The following is a 22,599-nucleotide window of genomic DNA, read 5'->3' on the forward strand; positions in this document are numbered from 1 at the left end:
AGCGTCACGAAGATAATGTTCTGATTAAGTTGGAGAAATCTTCTTTGATGTCGTGGCTTTCTTCACGCAACTGCTCAATCTTACGGCAGGCGTGCAGAACCGTAGTATGGTCGCGGCCACCAAAGGCATCGCCGATTTCTGGCAAGCTATGGTTAGTCAGTTCCTTCGCCAGCGCCATCGCCATTTGACGTGGACGGGCAACCGAGCGAGAACGACGCTTGGACAACAGGTCAGCAATCTTTATTTTATAGTACTCGGCCACCGTCTTTTGGATATTGTCGATGGTAACGAGTTTTTCTTGCAGCGCCAGCAAGTCACGCAGCGCTTCACGCACGAAGTCGATGGTTATCGCCCGGCCAGTAAAGTTGGCATTGGCGATAACACGGTTCAGTGCTCCTTCAAGCTCACGCACGTTAGAACGTAAACGCTTGGCAATAAAGAAAGCCACTTCACCCGGCAGACGAATGTCATTCTCGTCAGCTTTTTTCATCAGGATCGCAACGCGAGTTTCCAGTTCCGGCGGTTCAATCGCTACCGTCAGTCCCCAACCGAAACGAGATTTCAGACGATCTTCAACACCGTTGATCTCTTTTGGATAACGATCCGAAGTCAGAATGATCTGTTGATTACCTTCAAGCAGGGCGTTGAAGGTGTGGAAGAATTCTTCTTGTGAGCGCTCTTTATTAGCAAAGAATTGAATGTCATCAATCAGCAGCGCATCAACAGAACGGTAGTAACGTTTGAACTCTTCAATAGCGTTGTTTTGCAGTGCTTTTACCATGTCCTGAACGAAACGCTCAGAGTGCATGTACACCACTTTTGCATTCGGTTTGCGAGCAATAATACCGTTGCCAACAGCATGCAAAAGGTGCGTTTTACCTAAACCCGTGCCGCCATAAAGGAATAGAGGGTTATATGCGCCGCCTGGGTTATCAGCCACCTGACGTGCCGCCGCGCGAGCCAATTGGTTCGACTTACCTTCAACGAAGTTATCAAAGGTATGTTTCACGTTGACGTTAGAACGATAAGAGTGTTCAGCCGGAGCAGGGAGGTTATCCCAGCTTGGGCGAATTTGATTCGTTGGACGTGCAATGTGCACATGCGCCGGAGCAGTAGTAACAGTCTGCTGATTCAGCGTTTGACTGACCGGTTTGCTACCAACTTCAAAACGCAGGACAGGGGCATCATTACCGCAAAAATCATTGAGCAAGCCATTGATGTTATTGAGGTACTTGTCTCTCACCCAATCGAGTACAAAACGGTTTGGCGCATACAGGGCCAGCGTGTTATCGCTCAGTTCCGCCTGTAGGGGGCGTATCCACATACTGAATTCTGTGGCTGGTAACTCATCCTGCAATCGGGCAAGACACTGCTGCCAAAGCGAAAGTGACACGGCGGACTCCACTCGAACAAAGTCGATAAAATGACGAAGACTGAAAGTTTATATTCATGATTGTTGACACACGCCGACTCTTCCTCAACGGAACCCCGGTACGGGAAGCGTGCGAACCGCTATCTGCGGTTTACCCCAGGGTGAACGCTAAAGGATCACGATCGGGACCGCGGATCATAGCCTAAAGTGCGCCAGAGATCTTCTGTTTCTCACAGTTTCTTCCCGATTTATCCACAGGGTTGTTTTGTGGAGTGTAAGTGTAAACGATCCTGCTAAACGCGTAGCGCATAACATTCCTATATTGGAAAATTTAATGACTCGCGCACAAAATCAGCTTATCTGATCTAAGGAAGATCCCAGTCGATCCTTGCGCTTTAATGGGGACGCCGTATAATTCCCCACCCGTCGCGTGTCACCACGGCTTTATTTTGGTCAGATCCTGGTCGTTTCAGGGGTCAAAAAGCGAATTAAGGCACGGGAAATAAGGAAAGAGAATTGACTCCGGAGTGTACAATTATTACAATCCGGCCTCTTTAATCAGCCACACTGAGGCGTAAGTCATTTGCAGTTTCTGCAAGGCTCTTCGCTAACCCAGTGAAATTTATCCAAGTTTAGGTAGAAATCGCCATGAAACGCACTTTTCAACCGTCCGTACTGAAGCGTAACCGTTCACACGGTTTCCGTGCTCGTATGGCAACTAAAAATGGTCGTCAGGTTTTGGCACGTCGTCGTGCTAAAGGCCGTTCCCGTCTGACCGTTTCTAAGTAATAAAAGCTAACCCCTGAGTGGTTAAGCTCGCATTTCCCAGGGAGTTACGCTTGTTAACTCCCACTCATTTCACTTTCGTCTTCCAGCAGCCTCAACGGGCTGGCACGCCGCAAATCACCATCCTCGGCCGCCTAAATTCGCTGGGGCATCCCCGCATCGGTCTTACAGTCGCTAAGAAAAACGTTAAACGTGCACACGAACGCAATCGGATTAAACGTCTGACGCGTGAGAGTTTCCGTTTGCGTCAGCACGAACTCCCGCCAATGGATTTCGTGGTAGTGGCTAAGAAAGGGGTTGCAGACCTGGATAACCGGGCTTTATCGGAAGCATTGGAAAAGTTATGGCGCCGTCACTGTCGCCTGTCTCCCGGCTCCTGATAGGCCTGATTAGGGTCTATCAGCGCCTGATAAGTCCGCTTCTCGGGCCGCATTGTCGTTTTACTCCAACCTGTTCTCACTACGGAATTGAGGCATTGCGCAGGTTTGGGGTATTAAAAGGCAGTTGGTTGACAGTGAAACGCGTATTAAAATGCCACCCTTTGAACCCCGGTGGAGACGATCCCGTCCCACCTGGACCTTTTGATACCAGAGAACACTAACGATGGATTCGCAACGCAATCTCTTTCTCATCGCTTTGTTGTTCGTGTCTTTCATGATCTGGCAAGCCTGGGAGCAGGACCACGCTCCTAAACCTCAGGTACAGCAGACCACGCAGACTACGACCACCGCAGCAGGTAACGCCGCAAGCCAGGGTGTGCCGACCAGTGGCCAGGGGAAAATCATCACGGTTAAGACTGACGTCCTTGAGCTTTCCATCAACACCCGTGGTGGTGATGTTGAGCAGGCACAGTTACTGACCTACCCGAAAGAGCTCAAATCCAATGAGCCGTTCCAGTTACTGGAAACCACGCCAGAGTTTATCTACCAGGCACAAAGCGGCCTGACTGGTCGTGACGGCCCGGATAACCCGGCTAATGGCGATCGTCCTCTGTATAACGTTGAAAGCGACAGCTTCGTCTTGCCGGAAGGCCAGAACGAGTTGGTGATTCCAATGACTTATACCGATGCGGCTGGCAACACCTTTACTAAGTCCTTCACTCTGAAACGCGGCGAGTTCGCGGTAAGCGTGGATTACAACGTGAAGAACGCCGGTGAGAAACCGCTGGAACTGGCTACTTTTGGTCAGCTGAAGCAGTCCATCAATTTGCCGTCCCACCGCGATACCGGAAGCAGCAACTTTGCGTTGCATACTTTCCGCGGTGCAGCGTACTCAACTCCAGATGCGAAATACGAAAAATATAAATTCGATAAAATCGCAGACGGTGAAAACCTGAACGTTAACGCCAGCAATGGTTGGGTAGCGATGTTGCAGCAGTACTTCGCAACTGCGTGGGTTCCACGTAATCAGGGTACAAACAACTTCTATACCACCAAACTGAGCAATGATGTGGCGGCGATTGGTTATAAATCTGCTCCGCAACTGGTTCAGCCAGGCCAAACAGCTCAACTGGGCAGCACCCTGTGGGTTGGCCCGGAAATTCAGGACAAAATGGCAGCCGTTGCGCCACACCTTGACCTGACCGTGGATTATGGTTGGTTGTGGTTTATTTCTCAGCCGCTGTTCAAATTGTTGAAATTCCTGCACAGCTTCATCGGTAACTGGGGCTTCTCCATTATCGTAATCACCTTTATCGTTCGTGGCATCATGTACCCGCTGACTAAAGCGCAGTACACCTCCATGGCGAAAATGCGTATGTTGCAGCCTAAACTGGCAGCCATGCGTGAACGTATTGGTGACGATAAACAGCGTCAGAGCCAGGAAATGATGGCCCTGTATAAAGCTGAGAAGGTCAACCCGTTGGGTGGCTGTCTGCCTCTGGTTATCCAGATGCCAATCTTCCTGGCGTTGTACTACATGCTGATGGGTTCTGTGGAACTGCGCCATGCGCCGTTCGCACTGTGGATTCATGACTTGTCTGCACAAGACCCGTACTACATCCTGCCGATCCTGATGGGCTTGACGATGTTCTTCATTCAGAAGATGTCGCCGACCACCGTGACCGACCCGATGCAGCAGAAGATCATGACCTTTATGCCGGTCATCTTCACGGTGTTCTTCCTGTGGTTCCCGTCAGGCCTGGTACTGTACTATATCGTCAGTAACACAGTGACCATCATCCAGCAGCAGCTGATTTATCGCGGTCTTGAAAAGCGTGGCTTACACAGCCGCGATAAGAAAAAGACCTGATAGCGATTGAGCTAGTTGTAACGAAAGGCGGTCATTTGACCGCCTTTTTTATTTCGTAGAGTGGATAAGCGAAGCGCCATCCACCAATCAAAAACGAAGGGACAGTAATGAGCCATAACGAGACAATCGTTGCCCAGGCGACACCGCCGGGACGTGGTGGGGTCGGTATCCTGCGCGTCTCAGGCCGTCAAGCGAGTGAAGTCGCACAAGCGATTCTGGGCAAACTCCCTAAGCCACGCTACGCCGATTATCTGCCATTTCGTGATACGGATGGCAGCGTTCTGGATCAAGGCATCGCACTGTGGTTCCCAGGCCCAAATTCCTTCACCGGTGAAGACGTGCTGGAACTTCAGGGTCACGGCGGCCCGGTTATCCTCGATCTGCTGTTAAAACGTATTCTGGCGCTTCCAGGGCTGCGAATCGCAAGGCCGGGTGAGTTCTCCGAGCGGGCGTTCCTGAATGACAAACTGGATTTGGCACAGGCCGAGGCGATTGCCGACCTGATTGATGCCAGCTCAGAACAAGCGGCGCGTTCAGCGTTAAATTCGTTACAGGGTGCATTCTCGGCAAAAGTAAACCATCTGGTTGAAGCGCTGACTCATCTGCGAATTTACGTTGAAGCGGCGATTGATTTCCCGGATGAAGAAATTGATTTCCTTTCTGACGGCAAAATTGAAGCACAACTGAATCAAGTTATTGGCGATCTGGACGCGGTTCGCGCCGAAGCACGCCAGGGCAGTTTGCTGCGAGAAGGCATGAAAGTCGTGATTGCCGGACGTCCTAACGCCGGAAAATCAAGTCTGCTGAACGCTCTGGCCGGGCGTGAAGCCGCGATTGTGACGGATATTGCCGGAACCACTCGTGACGTATTGCGCGAACATATCCACATCGACGGCATGCCGCTGCATATCATCGATACCGCAGGTCTTCGTGAAGCCAGCGACGAAGTTGAGCGTATCGGCATCGAACGTGCGTGGAATGAGATTGAACAAGCGGACCGCGTGCTGTTTATGGTTGACGGAACCACAACCGACGCGACCGACCCGGCAGATATTTGGCCAGACTTTATTGCACGCTTACCGGCCCGTTTGCCGATTACCGTGGTGCGCAACAAAGCGGACGTAACAGGTGAAACGCTGGGCCTGAGCGATGTGAATGGTCACTCACTTGTACGCCTGTCTGCGCGTACCGGTGAAGGTGTAGATGTGCTGCGCGATCATCTAAAACAGAGCATGGGCTTTGAAACCAATATGGAAGGCGGCTTCCTGGCGCGTCGTCGCCACTTGCAAGCGCTGGAACAGGCGGCAGACCATCTGCAACAAGGCAAAGCGCAGCTGCTGGGTGCGTGGGCCGGGGAATTGCTGGCTGAAGAATTACGTCTTTCTCAGCAAAGCCTGAGTGAAATCACCGGCGAATTTACCTCGGATGATTTGCTCGGACGCATTTTCTCAAGCTTCTGTATCGGCAAGTAAGCTAAAAGCTGATTAGTACGTGAACGTTCACTAACCCGTATTAACGACATGTTAATACGGGTTTTTATTATCTATTCTTGCCGTACCGCTCGTGATTTCTACCTGCAACCAGGTTTCAAAAGCCTCTAATGCCTGATCGTTGATTCCCGAAACGGTTGGCTTCACAAGACAAAACTTTTTGCTCAGGCTTTCTGATTCCGGCCAGGGCGCCACCAGCAAACCATCCTGAAGCTCTTTTTCAACGTACATCCGTGGCACCAGCGCAACACCCTGTCCCGTGATTGCAGCAGCGATAGCCATTTCATGCAGGTCGTAGCGGTCGCCTTGAGAAGGGTTATCAAGAACAATTCCATTTTGCCGGGCATAGTGATGCCATGCTTCCGGATTCTGCCGCCGATGGATACGCGGCAGCCCGTTCAGTTGTTGCGCTATATCTTCGTTTGTCAGCAATGTCGGATGGCACACCGGTATCAAACGCTCCTCAAGCAGAAAACTGACGTTCATGCCCGCCCATCCAGGATGTTCAAAATGAATGGCGGCATCAAAACCACTTCCAGCAAGAATAAACGGGTCGCTTCGGGCGGCAATATTCAGTGTGATATCCGGATGCAAGGATCTGAAACCATTCAAACGAGGAATAAGCCAGCGGCTTGAAAAAGTGGGGAGAACGGCAAGTTCCAGGCTTTGCCCTCCTTCGTGAATACCGCAAATGTACTGGGTATCTCTTTCCAGTCGTTCAAGCATTTCGCGAACATGATGTGAATAGCGAACCCCCACAGGATTAAGTTTTACCCGGTTCCCTACGCGGTCAAAGAGTTTACAGCTGAGTAGCGATTCAAGGCGCGCTATCTGGCGACTGATAGCGCCTTCCGTTAGCGACAACTCCTCGGCTGCCCTGGCAAAATTACCGTGTCTTGCCGCTGACTCGAAAGCCAGCAATGAAGCGCTGCTGGGAAGCTTTCTGCGCATTAGAGCCATCCTATTCGTGCAGGTTCAGTGACAAAATGTCATTGATGGGTGAAATAGTATCGTTATAAGAGCCTGATTTAAGCCTTTAAGATGACGGAAAGTCATCGCGCAAGTCTAGTGTTTCCCGTCATTCATCTTGAGGTAACCGTCATGAACCAGCCCACTTTTTTCTCCCGTCAGATTGGTGACTTTCTGGTTACCGCCGTCAGTGACGGAAATATGGCAGCCAGTCTGGATTTGCTATCAGGTATTGGAAAACCGGCGGCAGAGGCAATTCAGCATAGCGCGGGTGTTGATGAACCCGGCATTATCCACATCAATTGCTACCTGATACGTGGCCGTGGGCGCACTATGCTGGTTGATAGCGGTACGGGAGGGTTGAACAACGCGGGAGGTAGGCTCAGCCAAAACCTGCGTGCCGCCGGAGTTTCTCCTGACGACATCGACACACTCTTAATAACGCATTGCCACCCCGACCATATCGGCGGCTTGCTCGATGACCAGGGGCTTGTGGTATATAAAAATGCGCGACTCTATCTACATGCTCTTGAAGCTGAATACTGGCGAGACGATCATCATTTCAACGAAGCCAGCGAGCGAGGACAGCGTAATTTTTTGCTCGCCCGCCGCGTACTTGATGCCTATGCATCCAGGCTGCACATTATTTCCGAAGATGAGATAACAGAAGGCATTCGCCCGGTTTGGCTCCCTGGCCATACGCCGGGCCACACGGGTTTTCAGATTGATTCAACGGAAACGAGTTTGCTTATCTGGGGCGATGTGGTTCATTTTCCCCATATACAGTCAGCTCACCCGGCAGTTTCCATTATGTTTGATTGCAACTCTGCTCAGGCTGAACAAACCCGCGCAGAAATTCTGCGACACGTCGCCCGAGAAAACCTGCTCGTCGCGGGAATGCATTTTGGAACACAAGGATTTGCCTATATCCATCCCTCTGAGTCGGGCTACAGCATCAAATACACGCAGGCTGGGCTGGCGGATGATTAAAACCCAAATATTCATGACGTTGATCATTTGCTAAGGTTTTGATCGTTTTTTATCCATGCCGGGCCGTGCGTTTCATTACCAAAAAACCTACAATCAAAAACAGAGTAAATTGCCTGGTATCAAGGAGAGACAAATGGCAACGCATTTTGCAAGATGGACGATTAACCCGAAATACCCCTTTTCGAGCCGGCTGAATGACGAATGTCATGATCACGCCCTCAACATGCCAGAACACCGCCGTTCACGATTTTTAGCCTCCCGCAGTTTGTTGGCTGAATTGCTTTATATGCTGTATGGCATTCAACAATTACCAAAGATCGTCACTACCGCTGCTGGACGCCCGCACTTTGCCGACTCTTCGCTAACGGATTTCAGCATTGCCTACGCCGGAAACAAAGTCGGGGTGTTGATCACGACCGAAGGCCGTTGTGGGCTGGATATCGAGATAAATCAGTCGTTCGGCAATCTACCTTCTATCGCGTCAGCTTCGACGTTTCGCAGCAACGAATCCATCTGGATAAATAACCAAAAAAATCCGGGTGAGGCGAAAGCGCAACTGCGCACGTTGCATCAAAGCGCTTTTAAGCTGACGGGGCGCGAAGAAAGTTTGCAGCTTCTGCCGGGTGCCGGGCGCATACGAGTGAGTGACCAGACTGAAATAGAAGCGATTAGCGACGTAGAAGGGTTACTGATTTGGGGTTGTGTGGTTTCACCTGCCATCGAAAAACTGAGTTTGTGGGAGTTTGAAAGCCCGCAAAACTGGCATAGTCTGTGGGATGTTAAATCTCGTTACCGGGACCCTGACGGCAGTATTATTCGCTTAACCAGTATGTCGTCCGAAAAAGCGTTATATCAAAACTAATCTTTCCAGAACGTCCTGACACCAAGGAGTATGCATGTCCGACACGTTAAAGATTGTCACGTTATTAGGTAGCCTTCGACAGGGTTCATTCAACGCCATGGTTGCCCGCACATTGCCTCGCATCGCCCCGGCAGGGATGAGCATTGACGCATTACCGTCGATTAAAGACATTCCGTTGTATGACGCCGATAAGCAGCAAGAAGAGGGGTTCCCGGCAACTGTGGAAGCCATTGCCGAGCAGATTCGCGCCGCAGATGGCGTGGTGATCGTGACGCCGGAATATAACTATTCGGTGCCGGGTGGGTTGAAGAACGCTATCGACTGGCTGTCACGCTTGCCGGAACAGCCGCTGGCGGGTAAACCGGTGCTGATCCAAACCAGTTCAATGGGCGCGATTGGCGGCGCGCGCTGCCAGTATCATCTGCGCCAGATTCTGGTGTTCTTAGATGCGATGGTGATGAACAAGCCCGAATTTATGGGTGGCGTGATTCAGAATAAAGTGGATGCGCAAACGGGCGAAGTGGTGGATCAAAGCACACTTGATCATCTGACCGGGCAGCTCACCGCATTTGGCGATTATATTCAGCGCGTGAAAAGCTAATTCGCTAAAGCACGCCACATCGTCTCAAAACCTAGCGCTTTAAAATCGCCAGCTCGTTCCGGTTCGCGGCTGGCGAACTCCATCGTCGTCTCTGCCAGTGAAGAAAAAATAGCGTCGCTAAATGCGCGATAAGGCCCGCAGCTGAAGGCTTTTAAGATCGATTGCGAGCAAATTTCGTGTAATTCCGGGAACAACTCCGCCACTTTCTGCTTGGTTTCTTCGTCAATTTTATCGCTTACAGCGAGCTGGCGAATCGCGCGATGCGCCTGCGGATTAGCAATCGCCCAGTCGATGTAACTGTTCCAGATATAGCGGGTGTATTCCTTCGGTTCCTTCAACGTGCGGTCGAGATTCGCCTGCATCGCCAACAGTAAACCTTGCTTCAAATGTAGATAAAGCTCGTTGAGCAAATCATCCTTCGTGGCGAAATAGCGAAACAGCGTGCCTTCTGCAACCCCTGCGGCGCGGGCGATCTGCGCGGTAGACGCCACGATACCCGACTGGCCAATGGCGATAGTCGCCGCTTCCAGTAACGCTAGTTTTTTATCTTCACTCTTCGGACGAGCCACAACGATTAACCCTCAAAATTAACGAAAGCGAATTGAATCACGCGAGCTACGCCACTGCAACGCTGAATGTCAGCGATTGAAAAGCATCTTGACGCAGGTCACTCTGTACCTATAATGAGTGCTTACTCACTCATTATCAAGTTTTGTTAGCAACGTTCCAGTGGATGGGGCGTACATGCGGGCCAGGATATGAAACGTCTCTCCATTTGCGCGGTTATTATTATGTTGATTGCTACAGCAGCCAGTTTGCCTTTTGTCCTGAATGCCGGGTTTGGCCAGGCTCCGCAGGGAGAAGGTCTAAGTTTAGTCGAACGCTCTGCAAACTATGTTGACGGGCAATTTCACAACCAGGTTCCCACGCAGGGTTATACCGGGCAGAAAAGTAAGCTCGCCGCATGGTGGGGGTTTTTAACCACGCGAACTGAAAACGCGCGCCCGCAACAACCGTTACCGTTGGTGAAAACCGATCTGGCGAGCCTGCCGATTGAGCAGGACACGATGGTCTGGCTCGGCCACTCTTCTTGGTATATCCAGCTGGCCGGGAAACGCATTCTTATCGATCCCGTTTTCAGCCGCTATGCCGCCCCCTTTTCATTTCTGAATAAAGCATTTCCCGGTGATTACCCGTGGACGGCTGAGTCGATGCCAGAAATCGACCTGCTGATTATTTCCCACGACCACTACGATCATCTGGATTACGCCACCATCAAGGCGCTGAAACCTAAAATCCGCCAGATAATCACGCCGCTTGGCGTCGGTTCGCATCTGCGCTATTGGGGAGTAAATAGCGACATCATTCAGGAAAAAGACTGGAACCAGTCAGTAAAAGTTTCGAATGAGCTAACCGTTCATGTGCTTCCAGCTCGACATTTTTCTGGCCGTACATTCAAGAGCAACCAGACGCTATGGGCGAGTTTTATGTTCGTGACCGATGAACAAAAAATCTATTACAGCGGCGATACCGGCTACGGGCCGCATTTCAAAGCGATTGGCGAACAGTTTGGATCAGTGGATATCGCGATTATGGAAAATGGCCAGTACGACGAGGACTGGAACAATATTCATATGATGCCAAAAGAAACCGCGCAGGCCGCTGTTGATTTGAATGCTCGTGCGATTTTACCGGGACATGCGGGCCGCTTTGTACTGGCAAAACATACCTGGGATGCACCGTACAAAAGCCTGGCGCAAGCCAGTCTCGGCAAAAATTTCCGTTTGTTAACACCAAAGCAGGGCGAGCCTGTTCGGGTGAATGACAGCGCACAACAATTTAGTGCCTGGTGGGAATCTACCAGTGCCATGTAAGCAAAAAGCGCGGGGGGACGAATGACTATTTCAGCTCAGGTTATCGACACAATTGTTGAATGGATTGACGACAATTTACACCAGCCATTACGCATAGATGATATTGCCTTACATGCGGGTTATTCGAAGTGGCACTTGCAGCGTTTGTTTATGCAGTATAAAGGCGAGCCCCTCGGGAAATACATTCGCGACCGCAAACTGTTGCTGGCTGCGCGTGATTTACGCGATACCGATAACAAGGTTTACGATATTAGTCTGAAGTATGGTTTTGATTCGCAGCAGACGTTTACGCGGATATTTACGCGCACATTTCATCAGCCGCCGGGCAGGTATCGCAGAGAGAATCATTCGTTGAACGGGTAATAAGTAGGCCGGATAAGCGAAGCGTTATCCGGCACAATCTATTAGTGTGCGTCGATAAACACGATTTTAAGCACAAACATCAGCGCCACGACAATCACGCATGGGCTGATTTCACGCCAGCGACCGGTGCCGAGTTTCATCACGCAATATGAGATGAAGCCCAGTGCGATACCTTCGGTGATGGAGAAGCTAAATGGCATCATGACCGCGGTAATAAACGCCGGAACTGCTTCTGTCAGGTCATCCCACTTCACGCGCGACAGGCTGGATGTCATCAGCACGCCAACGTAAATCAGAGCGCCTGCTGCCGCATATGCCGGAACCATGCCCGCCAATGGTGACAGGAAGATAACCAGCAAGAACAGCAAGCCCACGATCACCGCCGTCAGGCCAGTACGCCCGCCAACAGACACGCCAGAAGAACTCTCGATATAGGCGGTAACAGAAGATGTTCCGATAAACGCGCCCGCAACAGAGGAGACGCTATCAACGTACAGCGCCTGCTTCATGCGTGGGAATTTCCCTTTTTCGTCGGCAAGGCCTGCTTTATCCGTTACGCCAATCAGCGTGCCAGAGGAGTCAAACAGGTTAACCAGCATAAAGGAGAAGATAACCCCTGCCAGGCCAATATTCAGAGAACCCGCTAAATCTACCTGGCCGACAACGGACAGCACGCTTGGTGGCGCAGAAACGATACCGTGGTATTGCACATCGCCCATCATCCAACCCAGCAATGTGGTCACCACGATGGATACCAGCACAGCAGCGTGGATGTTTCGCGAAGCCAGAATAGCGATGATAAAGAAGCCCAGCGCGCCCAGCAGAACGCTGTGCGAAGTCAGGTTGCCGATGGTCACTAACGTATCTTTGTTAGCCACGATAATCCCGGCGTTTTTGAGGCCCATCATTCCGATGAACAGCCCGATACCGCTGGTGATACCGACACGCAAACTCACTGGAATATTGGCAATCATCCAGTAACGCACGCGGAAAATAGTCAGCAACAGTAAACCGACTGCACCCCAGAAAATGGCGCCCATTCCGACTTGCCAGGAAATCCCCATCGCGCCAACCACCACAAAGGCGAAGAACGCATTCAGGCCCATGGCCGGAGCCAGTGCAACTGGCAGGTTGGCGAAAATACCCATCAGGATGCTACCTAATGCGGCAATCAAACAGGTGGTGACGAAAACGGCCTGGGTATCCATACCAGCGGCGCCAAGGATCTGCGGGTTGACGAAAACGATATACACCATCGTCAGGAAGGTCGTGAGACCGGCGATCACTTCAGTGCGGGCCGTGGTGCCGTGTTCGCGCAGTTTAAACACGCGCTCGAGCAGCCCCGGATTTGCGGCCGGAGTAGATTGTGGTTGGCTCATTAGTCTTAATTCCGAACATTGAGAGGGAAAATCCGTCGCTATCCTATACCAAAAATTACAAAACATGGTGACCCGGCGCAGTTTTTTTTCATTGAATTTTCTTATACGGCAACGATTGCGTGCCGCAAAAATTGCGCAAATTGGGTAAGATGCATGTTCATCTTAATAAATGGAGGCAGTATGTCCCGGATAGATGCGGTGTTCTTCGACTGCGATGGCACGCTGGTTGATAGTGAGGTTATTTGCTCCAAAGCCTACGTGCATATGTTTGCGCAATACGGCATCGAGCTTGCGCTTGAGGAGGTTCACAAGACCTTCAAAGGGATCAAACTCTACGAGATAATCGACACGATCAATGCCCAACATGGAGTGAATTTGCCAAAAGAGGAACTGGAGCCGATTTATCGCGCCGAAGTTTCACGGCTATTCGACAGCGAACTGGTGGAGATTGAAGGTGCCGCAGCCTTAGTCGATCAAATCAAGGTGCCGATGTGTATTGTCTCCAATGGCCCGGTCAGCAAGATGAATCATTCGCTGGGCAAAACCGGAATGCTCCACCATTTCCCGGACAAACTGTTTAGCGGCTACGATATTCAGCTGTGGAAACCAGACCCGGCACTGATGTTCCACGCCGCCGATGCCATGGGTGTTGATGTTAAAAACTGTGTGCTGGTGGATGATTCGATGGCGGGTGCGCAATCAGGAATAGCCGCAGGCATGGAAGTTTTCTATTTTTGTGCCGACCCGCATAACAAGCCGATTGATCATCCGAAAGTGACGACGTTTACCGATTTAGCGCAGTTGCCGGAATTATGGCGTGCGCGAGGTTGGAATATTACGGTTTAACGAAAATGGCGGATGGCACAAGCTTATCCGCCGAATGACTCAGGTACTTTGGCGTAACTCTATCTGATAGCTGAAAAGCTCGACCCGCGATTCATCTAACTCATCATCACGCTCATCATTGAGCAATTCAATCAGCAGTTTACCCGCTTCTTTGCCCATCTTTTTATAATCGATGCGAATAGAGGTCAGTGTTGGGTGCGTTTGATCGCAGCTGTCTGAACCATCGAGGCAGGCGATGGCAATATTACCTGGGATTTTTAGCAGACGACGCTGACACTCAAACATTATCCCTAACGCAATGTCTTCATGGCTGCAAATCACCGCATCGAGTTCCGGCTGGCGCTGGAGTATTTCAGTCAATGCGTAGCGGCCAAACTGTAGGCTGGCGGCATCGGGCGTGGTAATAACCTGATCGGAATTCTGGTAGCGACTGAGCATGGCTTTATGCCAGCCATTAAGCTGCTGGCGCTGCAGACGGTTATCCATGTGCGCACCAATAAAACCAATATTCTTATATCCCTGATCCAACAGGTGTTCCGTCAGTTTATGCGCCGCCTCAAAAAATGACGCTTCGAGGGAAATTGACGCCTGGCTAAACGGGGAACCCACCACATTAATCGTTGGAACATTCGCCTTTTCGAGAGTTTGATACGTTTTTTCAGCCAGTTGCGAGCCAAAGATAACCAACGCGGCAGGATTGCTTTGCAGCAACGTCATCAATATTTCAGCTTCTTTATTTTTGTTATGTTCATGGCAGCCAAGTAGCAGCTGAAATTCGTTTTTATTCAGCACCTGCTGTAGCGACTGCATAAAGCGGGAACTGGCTTTGTCGGTCAAAGAAGGAATGAGTACAGCGACGGTATCACTGTGTCCGGACGCCAGCGCGCCCGCTGCCCGATTAGGGATATAACCCAGCGCTTCCACCGCTTGTTCTATCTTCTCTCGCAGCTTATCAGAAACCTGATCAGGCGTTCTCAGCGCGCGGGAAACGGTCATGGTTCCGACGCCCGCAAAATTGGCGACTTCTTGCAGTGTGACTCGCCCGGTACCTCGGCGCTTACGCGTTTTTTCCATTAGGCCTCTCCGGGCAACTACAACTCACTGTTTTCATTATTTTTATTTCACCGTCTATCGGTCAAGCAATTGAACACGTTAGCAAAAACCCTTACGCATTGTATATGCCGGAACTGGATATAGCCAAAGTCGGAGCCGGGATAAATGATAGCGCTATCACAAACCTTGATAGCGCTATCAGGTAGCGCTATCAAATGCGACAACCATCACATTAATTGATACATAAAATATCTACTCTCCTGTTAATTATCATCGGGAGTTATCAGACGCATGTTAAAAAATCTATTAACCGCAGAGGTCATTCAGGTCGTTGAGCAGGCTAAAGACTGGCGCGACGCCGTAGCTATTTCGTGTCACCCGTTGATTGAAAACGGCTCGATTGAACCACGTTATGTCGAAGCTATTTATCGCTCGCATGAAGCTATCGGCCCGTATTACGTGGTAGGTCCAGGCATTGCGATGCCACATGCGCGTCCAGAAGAGGGCGCAAATAAACTGGCGCTGGCGCTGACCCTGATTACCTCAGGCGTGAATTTTGATGCCGATGAAAACGATCCGGTAAAACTGTTGATTGTGTTGGCCGCAACCGACAGCACCAGCCACATCGAAGCGATTTCTCAGCTCGCTCAGCTATTCGATAACGAACAAGACATTCAGGCCATTTTGACGGCCAAAACATCGCAAGACATTTTGTCCGTCATTGCGCGCTATTAGAGCCTGCCCAGTAGGCGTAATTGTTGCAGACCGTTTGGGATCGGACTGCGCGGAAAAACCGCAGCGTACACGTAGTACGTGAGGATTTTGAGCACAGCCCAAGACCAAACGAACAAATAAAATAGCCTAATGGGATAGGCTCTTAATCCAGGGGAAAATTATGAAAATCACAGTGGTATGCGGTAACGGTTTAGGCACCAGTCTGATGATGGAAATGAGCATTAAAACCATCCTGAAAGATCTCGGCGTGAGCGCGGATGTTGACCATGTTGATCTTGGTTCAGCCAAAGGTACGCCTAGCGATATTTTTGTCGGCACCAAAGACATTGCCGAGCAATTAGTCGCACAGTCCGTCGGCGGCAAAATCGTCGCACTGGACAATATGATCGATAAGAAAGCCATGAAAGAACGTTTGTCCGTGGCATTAACCGAGTTAGGCGCACTGTAAGCAGGGGTCGATATGGATTTCTTTCGTTTTTTGATGAGCGATGTGCTTTCCGAACCGGCAGTGCTGGTTGGTTTAATCGCTTTGATTGGTTTGATTGCACAGAAAAAACCGGTCACAGAATGTATCAAAGGCACCGTCAAAACCATTATGGGTTTTGTGATTTTAGGTGCCGGTGCTGGCCTGGTCGTGTCTTCGCTGGGTGATTTCGCCAATATATTCCAGCACGCCTTTGGTATTCAGGGCGTGGTGCCGAACAACGAAGCTATTGTTTCCGTCGCACAAAAAAGCTTCGGTAAAGAGATGGCGATGATCATGTTCTTCGCCATGGTTATCAACATCTTGATTGCCCGCTTCACGCCATGGAAATTTATCTTCCTGACCGGTCATCACACGTTGTTTATGTCGATGATGGTGGCGGTGATTCTGGCAACGGCTGGCATGACTGGCGTAACGCTGATTGCTGTTGGCTCGCTGGTTGTCGGTGTGGCGATGGTCTTTTTCCCGGCCATTGCACACCCTTACATGAAGCAAGTTACCGGTTCTGACGACGTGGCAATCGGCCACTTCTCGACATTATCTTATGTGTTGGCGGGTTTCATCGGCAGCAAATTTGGTAATAAAGAACACTCGACTGAAGACATGAATGTGCCGAAAAGTCTGCTGTTCTTGCGTGATACACCAGTCGCTATCTCCTTTACCATGAGCATTATCTTCCTCGTGACGTGCCTGTTTGCGGGCGCTGACGTGGTGAAAGAGCTGAGCGGTGGTAAAAACTGGTTCATGTTCTCAATCATGCAATCCATTACCTTTGCGGCTGGCGTGTACATCATTCTGCAAGGTGTGCGCATGGTAATTGCGGAAATCGTTCCAGCGTTCAAAGGTATTTCCGACAAGTTGGTGCCGAACGCGAAGCCAGCGCTCGATTGCCCGGTCGTGTTCCCGTATGCACCTAATGCTGTACTGGTTGGCTTCCTGAGCAGCTTTGCGGCAGGTTTAATCGGTATGTTCGCGCTGTATCTGCTGAACATGACCGTGATTATCCCAGGCGTGGTGCCGCACTTCTTCGTCGGTGCAGCCGCTGGCGTATTCGGTAACGCAACCGGTGGGCGTCGTGGCGCGATTCTGGGGGCGTTTGCGCAGGGCTTGCTGATTACCTTCCTGCCAGTGTTCTTGCTGCCAGTGCTGGGCGATATCGGTTTTGCTAACACCACTTTCAGTGATGCCGACTTTGGTGCGCTGGGGATTCTGTTAGGGATTATCGTTCGCTAATCTTTGAGTTAACAAATCAGTAGTAGAAAAGGTTCACGCTAATTTGCGGTGAACCTTTTTTTATGTCATTCCACCCTGGAATATAAATTCCGCTTACCATTTTCAGACATACATGCCTTTATTGAATGGGCAATCGTTGTAATCTTTATACTTTGTATTCATAAGGATTTGAATGATGTCTGTTTATCATGTCTCCACCAGAATAAGTTCGAATGTACCTGCAAGTGAAATTCTTTATGATTTGTGTATTTATCGGATGGATTCGGAAAAAAGAAAACATTCCATTGTGGATGTAAAGCAACAAGCGCTTCTCACTAATTATGAAACACAATCTCATGCAACAGAAAACATCAGCGAACCCATTTCAACCATTTATATTATGGAGGTAATGCTTTACCGGAAAACCATGCTTAAAACTTTATGCGTTTCACCTCAACCATTCACAAAAATGTATACGTTAGAAGAGTTCGCATCAGGTAAAGCCTGGTCATCGATTAAGCGTGAAAACCCCTGTTATTTTCAATCGACGGGAATGACGAAGCTTGAAAGTAAAGGGGATAATATTGCCGTTATAAACATATCCAGACCGGAACGGCCTTTTATTGCAAAGGATTATCCGATTGGCAGTTCGCAGGATCCTTTTGAAAAAACACTTATCGAGCAGCAAATAACCAGACGATTTAATCAGGTTGATTACCCAAACCAGTTCAATGCGAGTTTGTGTGGCCCTGCGGCATTTTTTTACTGCCTGCAGAAAGATCGGCCCGATGTGTATACACAAGCTGCACAGGAGTTGTGGAGAATTGGGAAAACTAAAATTGGTCAGCTTGAGATAACGCCGAGTGATGGTTGCCGTCATCCGACGGGTCATTTATATGGTGATATATCTGGCCTCGACTGGATGACACTTGCCGGGCTGAGAGACTCGGAAAATAAAGTGTTGAGTTTTGACAACCTCGATTCTCCACTGGCCGGTATAACATTATGGGGCACACTGACAGAATGGTTTGAGAAAGCGGGATATGAAAAAGTATTCAGTAACGTCGGAATAACCCAAGCAAGAATTCAGGGGGTTAATGAATTAAATGAATATATACAGAAAGGTTATAAAGTGGTTTCACTTATTAATGACAGTTTATTAAAGGGTAGTTCATCTGAACGAACAACATACCCTACGCATTGGATTGTCTGGGATGGGCCAGTAACACAGGCAACTGATAGAACTGTGCATTTGAAATTATTTTCCTGGGGGTATATGTCTGATCAGATAAAACCAGGAAATGACATTTTCTTTTTCATTAAAAGATTTTTTGGAGGGGTGGTTTTTAAACCACTAAAATAAAAATGTCAAAGCTGCACTTGATTTTTGTTCCATGTTTTTTTTGCTTATCTGCATGTACTTTTTTAAGCCCAAAAGCAGAGTTCATTCCTGAAAATGAAGTATTAAAACAAGCAACGGTGAATACTCCATATCGTTTTAAAATTGATATTCTTGGAGGGCCTGTTTTTAGAGGAGTAGATAGAAAGGCTGGATCTATTATACCTGCTGATTCTGGTATTTCAGTACGCTACTGCCAATTACCTGAGGAAGAAATAAAAGATATGAAGCCGATGGATAGTAATAATTATAACTGTGTAGAGTTATACGGCACCCCAACAAAACCGGGACTACTGAAAATCAACATCAGCAGCGGCATGTATGGGCATATGTTCGCACCTGGCAGTTATTTCAGTAAAGACTATACGTTGACAGTGGTTAACCCCTGAATATAGCTCTTATCCAGCCCTCTCCCGAAGTGAGAGAGGGCCGATAAATCACTCTTTCGGGTCTTTACCCGCCAGCAGTTTATCCAGTTCGTCGCCGCCGACATGACGGAAGTCCTGCCCTTTAACGAAGTAGAAAATAAACTCGCAGATGTTCTGGCAACGGTCGCCGATACGCTCGATAGAACGCGCACAGAACAGCGCAGTCAACACGCTTGGAATAGTGCGCGAGTCTTCCATCATATAAGTCATCAACTGACGCACGATGCCTTCATATTCCTGGTCAACTTTCTTATCTTCGCGATAAATACGCACCGCCTCGTCGAGATCCATACGCGCAAACGCATCCAGTACGTCATGCAGCATTTGCACGGTGTGACGGCCTAATGACTCGAGGCTAACCAGCAGCGGCTGGTGCTGGTGGGAGAATTTCTCCAGCGCCGTGCGGCAGATTTTATCCGCGACATCACCGATACGTTCCAGCTCAGAAATCGTTTTGATGATAGCCATCACCAGGCGCAGGTCGCTGGCGGTTGGCTGCCGTTTAGCGATGATGCGCACGCAGGCTTCATCGATCGCCACTTCCATCATGTTAACTTTCTGGTCGCCTTCGATGACGCGCTTTGCCAGCTCGCCATCTTGATTGTGCATGGCAGTGATCGCATCAGAAAGCTGTTGCTCCACCAGCCCACCCATGGTCATGACCTGGGTGCGGATATATTCCAGCTCGGCGTTAAACTGGCCGGAAATGTGTTTGTTGAGATTGAGGCTATCCATTGTATTCTCCCGGATCAGCCGTAACGGCCAGTAATATAATCTTCGGTTTGCTTTTTAGCGGGTGTGGTAAACAGCGTGTCAGTTTCGCTAAATTCAATCAACTCACCCAAGTACATAAACGCGGTGTGATCTGAACAACGCGCCGCCTGCTGCATGTTGTGGGTCACAATCACCACGGTGTAATCTTGTTTCAGCTCGGTGATAAGCTCTTCAATGCGACCGGTAGAAATAGGGTCAAGCGCTGAACATGGCTCATCAAGCAGTAACACTTCCGGGCGAATCGCGATTCCACGCGCAATGCACAGACGCTGCTGCTGGCCACCGGAGAGACTGTATCCGCTCTGGTGCAATTTATCTTTGGTTTCGTTCCACAATGCGGCTTTGGTCAAAGCCCACTGCACACGCTCATCCATGTCGCTGCGTGACAGCTTTTCAAACAGGCGCACGCCAAACGCGATGTTGTCATAAATCGACATTGGGAATGGCGTCGGCTTCTGGAATACCATGCCCACTTTGGCACGCAGCAGGGCGATGTCCTGGTTCTGAGTGAGGATGTTTTCCCCATCCAGTAGAATCTCACCTTCGGCGCGCTGCTCTGGATAGAGCGAGTACATTTTGTTGAATGTACGCAGCAGGGTGGATTTACCACAGCCTGACGGGCCGATGAACGCGGTAACCTGGTTTTTAGCGATATCCAGATTGATGTTTTTCAGGGCATGGAACTTACCGTAATAGAAGTTCAAATCACGAACCTGAATTTTGTCTGGGGTAGTATCGACCATACTCATCTGTTTCTTAATCTCCATCCGACGCCGCCTTTGCCGCGCCGCAAAATTTAACCGTGTTTACTCTTCGCAAAAATCACACGCGCCAGAATATTTAGCAGCAGTACGCAAAGGGTAATAATCAGAACGCCAGCCCAGGCTAACTGTTGCCATTCGGCAAATGGGCTCATCGCAAATTTAAATATCGTCACTGGCAAGTTAGCAATCGGCTGCATCATGTCAGTGCTCCAGAACTGGTTGGAAAGCGACGTGAACAGCAGCGGGGCGGTTTCACCCGCGATACGTGCAATCGCCAGCAATACGCCAGTAATAATCCCGGAAACAGAGGCTTTCAGCGTAATTGCAGAAATCATTTTCCATTTTGGCGTACCCAATGCGTATGCCGCTTCGCGCAGGCTGTCTGGTACCAGTTTCAGCATGTTTTCAGTGGTGCGGATAACAATCGGCACCTGCAATAACGCCAGCGCAATGACCCCAGCCCAGCCGGAGAAGTGCTGCATTTTCGCCACCACAATGGTGTAAACAAACAGGCCGACAACAATAGATGGCGCAGAAAGCAGGATGTCGTTGATAAAACGAATAACCTCGGCCAGCGCTGATTTGCGGCCGTACTCCGCCAGGTAGATACCCGCCATGATGCCCAGCGGCGTACCAAACACGGTCGCCCACAGGATCAACAAGCCGCTACCCGCGAGGGCGTTAGCCAGGCCACCACCTTCTGTATTCGGCGGTGGTGTCATTTCGGTAAACAGCGCAATCGACATACCGTCGATACCACGAGTCACCGTAGAGAACAGGATCCACACCAACCAGAACAGGCCAAACGCCATGGTTCCCATTGAAAGTGTCAGAGCAATGCGGTTTTTAAACCGACGACGAGCCTGCATTTTGCGGCGTGATTCCGCTAACGCCGCGCGACTTTGCATTTCCATAGTCGTCATGAGCGCGCTCCTTCATTCTTCGCCAGACGCATAACCATAAACTTAGAGATAGCCAGCACGATAAAGGTGATAACAAACAGGATCAGGCCGAGTTCCATCAATGCTGCGGTATGCAGGCCGGATTCCGCTTCAGCAAATTCGTTCGCCAGTGCAGAGGTAATACTGTTGCCCGGCATATACAGCGAAGCGCTGTCGAGTTGGTAGGTGTTACCGATGATGAAAGTTACTGCCATGGTTTCACCCAGAGCACGACCCAAACCTAACATCACGCCACCAATCACACCGTTTTTGGTGAACGGCAAAACGATGCGCCAGATAACTTCCCATGTGGTGCAGCCGATACCGTAGGCCGACTCTTTCATCATCACAGGAGTTTGTTCGAATACATCGCGCATTACAGAAGCGATGTAAGGGATGATCATAATGGCGAGAATAACGCCAGCCGCAAGAATACCGATACCGAACGCCGGGCCTGAGAACAGTTCACCGACAATGGGTACAGAAGAGAGCACATTGCCGACCGGTTCCTGGAAATACTTCGCAAACAGCGGAGCAAAGATAAACAGGCCCCACATGCCGTACACGATACTTGGGATAGCCGCCAGCAGTTCAATGGCGATACCCAACGGGCGGCGCAACCAACCGGGTGCCAATTCCGTCAGGAACAGCGCGATACCGAAACTCACAGGTACTGCGATTAACAACGCAATGAACGAGGTGACTAACGTGCCGTAAATCGGCACCAGCGCACCATAAATATCGTTAGGAGCATCCCACTCTTTATTCCACAGGAACGAGAATCCAAATTTCTCGATACTTGGCCAGGAGGAGATGACCAGGGAGATGATGATCCCGCCCAGCAGAAATAGCACAATCAGCGCAGCCAGTTTTACCAGCGCGCTGAAAATGACATCACCTTGTTTGCCAGGGGCTTTGAACACCGGCTTACTCACTGCCATAACTTACTCTTTAAGTTTAAATACATTTCTTACAACATGTCGGATGTCGCTTACGCTAATCCGACCTACGAAAAGCAGTTGTAAGG

Annotated in this window: 25 protein-coding genes; 16 read left to right on the top strand and 9 right to left on the bottom strand. The window is 49.9% G+C overall.

Annotated features, from left to right (window positions below; genetic code table 11):
- Nucleotides 1-4: 4 nt before the first annotated feature.
- Complete coding sequence (gene dnaA, locus GBAG_RS20355) at nucleotides 5-1,393, bottom strand: chromosomal replication initiator protein DnaA (RefSeq protein ID WP_034499796.1); 1,389 nt, start codon at nucleotides 1,391-1,393, stop codon at nucleotides 5-7.
- Nucleotides 1,394-2,020: 627 nt separating this feature from the next.
- Here dnaA and rpmH point away from each other — a divergent pair.
- From rpmH to mnmE, 5 genes are all read left to right on the top strand, one after another.
- Entirely contained in the window at nucleotides 2,021-2,161 is a 141-nt protein-coding gene (gene rpmH / locus GBAG_RS20360) for a 50S ribosomal protein L34 (protein ID WP_003849659.1), read from the top strand.
- Nucleotides 2,162-2,178: 17 nt separating this feature from the next.
- The gene (rnpA, locus tag GBAG_RS20365) at nucleotides 2,179-2,538 is read left to right on the top strand and encodes a ribonuclease P protein component (protein ID WP_034499799.1); all 360 of its coding nucleotides are present in this window, start codon (nucleotides 2,179-2,181) and stop codon (nucleotides 2,536-2,538) included.
- On the top strand, nucleotides 2,502-2,759 hold the full coding sequence (gene yidD, locus GBAG_RS22420; protein WP_072011227.1) for a membrane protein insertion efficiency factor YidD: 258 nt from the start codon (nucleotides 2,502-2,504) through the stop codon (nucleotides 2,757-2,759). The genes rnpA and yidD overlap by 37 nt, the downstream gene beginning before the upstream one ends.
- Nucleotides 2,760-2,761: 2 nt before the next feature.
- A complete protein-coding gene (yidC, locus tag GBAG_RS20370) occupies nucleotides 2,762-4,408 on the top strand; it encodes a membrane protein insertase YidC (protein ID WP_034499801.1) in 1,647 nt (548 codons plus the stop codon).
- A gap of 107 nt (nucleotides 4,409-4,515) precedes the next feature.
- On the top strand, nucleotides 4,516-5,880 hold the full coding sequence (gene mnmE, locus GBAG_RS20375) for a tRNA uridine-5-carboxymethylaminomethyl(34) synthesis GTPase MnmE (RefSeq protein ID WP_034499804.1): 1,365 nt from the start codon (nucleotides 4,516-4,518) through the stop codon (nucleotides 5,878-5,880).
- 51 nt (nucleotides 5,881-5,931) lie between these two features.
- Here the strand turns inward: mnmE and GBAG_RS20380 are convergent, their stop codons facing one another.
- Entirely contained in the window at nucleotides 5,932-6,849 is a 918-nt protein-coding gene (locus GBAG_RS20380; protein ID WP_034499807.1) for a LysR substrate-binding domain-containing protein, read from the bottom strand.
- Between the two features lie 150 nt (nucleotides 6,850-6,999).
- On the opposite strand from GBAG_RS20380, the gene GBAG_RS20385 reads away from it, so the two are divergent.
- The 3 genes from GBAG_RS20385 to GBAG_RS20395 all read left to right on the top strand — a co-directional run bounded on the left by GBAG_RS20385 (nucleotide 7,000) and on the right by GBAG_RS20395 (nucleotide 9,320).
- A complete protein-coding gene (locus tag GBAG_RS20385) occupies nucleotides 7,000-7,857 on the top strand; it encodes an MBL fold metallo-hydrolase (RefSeq protein WP_034499808.1) in 858 nt (285 codons plus the stop codon).
- Between the two features lie 133 nt (nucleotides 7,858-7,990).
- Nucleotides 7,991-8,719, top strand: a complete 729-nt coding sequence (locus tag GBAG_RS20390) for a 4'-phosphopantetheinyl transferase family protein (RefSeq protein ID WP_034499811.1) — start codon at nucleotides 7,991-7,993, stop codon at nucleotides 8,717-8,719.
- Nucleotides 8,720-8,753: 34 nt separating this feature from the next.
- A complete protein-coding gene (locus GBAG_RS20395; RefSeq protein ID WP_034499814.1) occupies nucleotides 8,754-9,320 on the top strand; it encodes an NADPH-dependent FMN reductase in 567 nt (188 codons plus the stop codon).
- Here GBAG_RS20395 and GBAG_RS20400 read toward each other — a convergent pair.
- Entirely contained in the window at nucleotides 9,317-9,889 is a 573-nt protein-coding gene (locus GBAG_RS20400) for a TetR/AcrR family transcriptional regulator (RefSeq protein WP_034499816.1), read from the bottom strand. The two genes, GBAG_RS20395 and GBAG_RS20400, sit on opposite strands and share 4 nt — an antisense overlap.
- Before the next feature lie 189 nt (nucleotides 9,890-10,078).
- On the opposite strand from GBAG_RS20400, the gene GBAG_RS20405 reads away from it, so the two are divergent.
- Together GBAG_RS20405 and GBAG_RS20410 are read left to right on the top strand one after the other, a co-directional pair.
- Nucleotides 10,079-11,194, top strand: coding sequence for an MBL fold metallo-hydrolase (locus GBAG_RS20405; protein ID WP_034499819.1), 1,116 nt, complete (start codon nucleotides 10,079-10,081; stop codon nucleotides 11,192-11,194).
- 21 nt (nucleotides 11,195-11,215) lie between these two features.
- Nucleotides 11,216-11,557, top strand: a complete 342-nt coding sequence (locus GBAG_RS20410) for a RamA family antibiotic efflux transcriptional regulator (RefSeq protein WP_034499822.1) — start codon at nucleotides 11,216-11,218, stop codon at nucleotides 11,555-11,557.
- A 41-nt stretch (nucleotides 11,558-11,598) separates the two neighbouring features.
- Here the strand turns inward: GBAG_RS20410 and GBAG_RS20415 are convergent, their stop codons facing one another.
- On the bottom strand, nucleotides 11,599-12,936 hold the full coding sequence (locus GBAG_RS20415; protein WP_034499824.1) for an NCS2 family permease: 1,338 nt from the start codon (nucleotides 12,934-12,936) through the stop codon (nucleotides 11,599-11,601).
- Between the two features lie 180 nt (nucleotides 12,937-13,116).
- On the opposite strand from GBAG_RS20415, the gene yieH reads away from it, so the two are divergent.
- On the top strand, nucleotides 13,117-13,782 hold the full coding sequence (gene yieH, locus GBAG_RS20420) for a 6-phosphogluconate phosphatase (RefSeq protein WP_034499825.1): 666 nt from the start codon (nucleotides 13,117-13,119) through the stop codon (nucleotides 13,780-13,782).
- Between the two features lie 39 nt (nucleotides 13,783-13,821).
- Here the strand turns inward: yieH and GBAG_RS20425 are convergent, their stop codons facing one another.
- Nucleotides 13,822-14,856 (bottom strand): LacI family DNA-binding transcriptional regulator, encoded by a 1,035-nt coding sequence (locus GBAG_RS20425; protein WP_034499828.1) that lies wholly within the window; start codon nucleotides 14,854-14,856, stop codon nucleotides 13,822-13,824.
- Between the two features lie 270 nt (nucleotides 14,857-15,126).
- Here GBAG_RS20425 and GBAG_RS20430 point away from each other — a divergent pair, with 270 nt between their 5' ends.
- The 5 genes from GBAG_RS20430 (at nucleotide 15,127) to GBAG_RS20450 (ending at nucleotide 19,054) form a co-directional block, all read left to right on the top strand.
- Entirely contained in the window at nucleotides 15,127-15,570 is a 444-nt protein-coding gene (locus GBAG_RS20430; protein ID WP_034499830.1) for a PTS sugar transporter subunit IIA, read from the top strand.
- Nucleotides 15,571-15,730: 160 nt separating this feature from the next.
- Nucleotides 15,731-16,018 carry a PTS sugar transporter subunit IIB gene (locus GBAG_RS20435; RefSeq protein ID WP_034499832.1) on the top strand — a complete coding sequence of 96 codons (288 nt, stop codon included), beginning with the start codon at nucleotides 15,731-15,733 and terminating at the stop codon, nucleotides 16,016-16,018.
- Nucleotides 16,019-16,030: 12 nt separating this feature from the next.
- The gene (gene ulaA / locus GBAG_RS20440; RefSeq protein ID WP_034499835.1) at nucleotides 16,031-17,287 is read left to right on the top strand and encodes a PTS ascorbate transporter subunit IIC; all 1,257 of its coding nucleotides are present in this window, start codon (nucleotides 16,031-16,033) and stop codon (nucleotides 17,285-17,287) included.
- Between the two features lie 175 nt (nucleotides 17,288-17,462).
- A complete protein-coding gene (locus GBAG_RS20445) occupies nucleotides 17,463-18,629 on the top strand; it encodes a hypothetical protein (RefSeq protein ID WP_034499837.1) in 1,167 nt (388 codons plus the stop codon).
- A gap of 2 nt (nucleotides 18,630-18,631) precedes the next feature.
- Nucleotides 18,632-19,054: a hypothetical protein gene (locus GBAG_RS20450; protein ID WP_034499839.1), complete on the top strand. Its 423-nt coding sequence runs from the start codon at nucleotides 18,632-18,634 to the stop codon at nucleotides 19,052-19,054.
- 48 nt (nucleotides 19,055-19,102) lie between these two features.
- Here GBAG_RS20450 and phoU read toward each other — a convergent pair whose 3' ends face one another.
- The 4 genes from phoU to pstC are packed head-to-tail and all read right to left on the bottom strand — an operon-like array spanning nucleotide 19,103 to nucleotide 22,513.
- Nucleotides 19,103-19,828, bottom strand: a complete 726-nt coding sequence (gene phoU, locus GBAG_RS20455) for a phosphate signaling complex protein PhoU (protein WP_034499841.1) — start codon at nucleotides 19,826-19,828, stop codon at nucleotides 19,103-19,105.
- Between the two features lie 14 nt (nucleotides 19,829-19,842).
- Entirely contained in the window at nucleotides 19,843-20,616 is a 774-nt protein-coding gene (gene pstB / locus GBAG_RS20460; protein ID WP_034499921.1) for a phosphate ABC transporter ATP-binding protein PstB, read from the bottom strand.
- Nucleotides 20,617-20,663: 47 nt separating this feature from the next.
- Nucleotides 20,664-21,554, bottom strand: coding sequence for a phosphate ABC transporter permease PstA (gene pstA, locus GBAG_RS20465; protein WP_034499844.1), 891 nt, complete (start codon nucleotides 21,552-21,554; stop codon nucleotides 20,664-20,666).
- Complete coding sequence (gene pstC / locus GBAG_RS20470; protein ID WP_034499846.1) at nucleotides 21,551-22,513, bottom strand: phosphate ABC transporter permease PstC; 963 nt, start codon at nucleotides 22,511-22,513, stop codon at nucleotides 21,551-21,553. The genes pstA and pstC overlap by 4 nt, the downstream gene beginning before the upstream one ends.
- Nucleotides 22,514-22,599: the final 86 nt, after the last annotated feature.

This window comes from Buttiauxella agrestis ATCC 33320, from assembly GCF_000735355.1.
GTDB classification, from domain to species: domain Bacteria; phylum Pseudomonadota; class Gammaproteobacteria; order Enterobacterales; family Enterobacteriaceae; genus Buttiauxella; species Buttiauxella agrestis.

Excerpts from the sequence above, each read along its gene's own strand:
- GBAG_RS20425 (WP_034499828.1), bottom strand. The coding sequence starts at position 14,856 with ATGGAAAAAACGCGTAAGCGCCGAGGTACCGGGCGAGTCACACTGCAA.
- ulaA (WP_034499835.1), top strand. The coding sequence starts at position 16,031 with ATGGATTTCTTTCGTTTTTTGATGAGCGATGTGCTTTCCGAACCGGCA.
- GBAG_RS20410 (WP_034499822.1), top strand. The coding sequence starts at position 11,216 with ATGACTATTTCAGCTCAGGTTATCGACACAATTGTTGAATGGATTGAC.
- GBAG_RS20385 (WP_034499808.1), top strand. The coding sequence starts at position 7,000 with ATGAACCAGCCCACTTTTTTCTCCCGTCAGATTGGTGACTTTCTGGTT.
- GBAG_RS20445 (WP_034499837.1), top strand. The coding sequence starts at position 17,463 with ATGTCTGTTTATCATGTCTCCACCAGAATAAGTTCGAATGTACCTGCA.
- GBAG_RS20450 (WP_034499839.1), top strand. The coding sequence starts at position 18,632 with ATGTCAAAGCTGCACTTGATTTTTGTTCCATGTTTTTTTTGCTTATCT.
- mnmE (WP_034499804.1), top strand. The coding sequence starts at position 4,516 with ATGAGCCATAACGAGACAATCGTTGCCCAGGCGACACCGCCGGGACGT.
- GBAG_RS20415 (WP_034499824.1), bottom strand. The coding sequence starts at position 12,936 with ATGAGCCAACCACAATCTACTCCGGCCGCAAATCCGGGGCTGCTCGAG.
- rpmH (WP_003849659.1), top strand. The coding sequence starts at position 2,021 with ATGAAACGCACTTTTCAACCGTCCGTACTGAAGCGTAACCGTTCACAC.
- pstA (WP_034499844.1), bottom strand. The coding sequence starts at position 21,554 with ATGACGACTATGGAAATGCAAAGTCGCGCGGCGTTAGCGGAATCACGC.
- GBAG_RS20380 (WP_034499807.1), bottom strand. The coding sequence starts at position 6,849 with ATGCGCAGAAAGCTTCCCAGCAGCGCTTCATTGCTGGCTTTCGAGTCA.
- yidD (WP_072011227.1), top strand. The coding sequence starts at position 2,502 with ATGGCGCCGTCACTGTCGCCTGTCTCCCGGCTCCTGATAGGCCTGATT.
- yieH (WP_034499825.1), top strand. The coding sequence starts at position 13,117 with ATGTCCCGGATAGATGCGGTGTTCTTCGACTGCGATGGCACGCTGGTT.
- pstB (WP_034499921.1), bottom strand. The coding sequence starts at position 20,616 with ATGAGTATGGTCGATACTACCCCAGACAAAATTCAGGTTCGTGATTTG.
- yidC (WP_034499801.1), top strand. The coding sequence starts at position 2,762 with ATGGATTCGCAACGCAATCTCTTTCTCATCGCTTTGTTGTTCGTGTCT.
- GBAG_RS20395 (WP_034499814.1), top strand. The coding sequence starts at position 8,754 with ATGTCCGACACGTTAAAGATTGTCACGTTATTAGGTAGCCTTCGACAG.
- GBAG_RS20390 (WP_034499811.1), top strand. The coding sequence starts at position 7,991 with ATGGCAACGCATTTTGCAAGATGGACGATTAACCCGAAATACCCCTTT.
- GBAG_RS20435 (WP_034499832.1), top strand. The coding sequence starts at position 15,731 with ATGAAAATCACAGTGGTATGCGGTAACGGTTTAGGCACCAGTCTGATG.
- GBAG_RS20405 (WP_034499819.1), top strand. The coding sequence starts at position 10,079 with ATGAAACGTCTCTCCATTTGCGCGGTTATTATTATGTTGATTGCTACA.
- pstC (WP_034499846.1), bottom strand. The coding sequence starts at position 22,513 with ATGGCAGTGAGTAAGCCGGTGTTCAAAGCCCCTGGCAAACAAGGTGAT.
- GBAG_RS20430 (WP_034499830.1), top strand. The coding sequence starts at position 15,127 with ATGTTAAAAAATCTATTAACCGCAGAGGTCATTCAGGTCGTTGAGCAG.
- phoU (WP_034499841.1), bottom strand. The coding sequence starts at position 19,828 with ATGGATAGCCTCAATCTCAACAAACACATTTCCGGCCAGTTTAACGCC.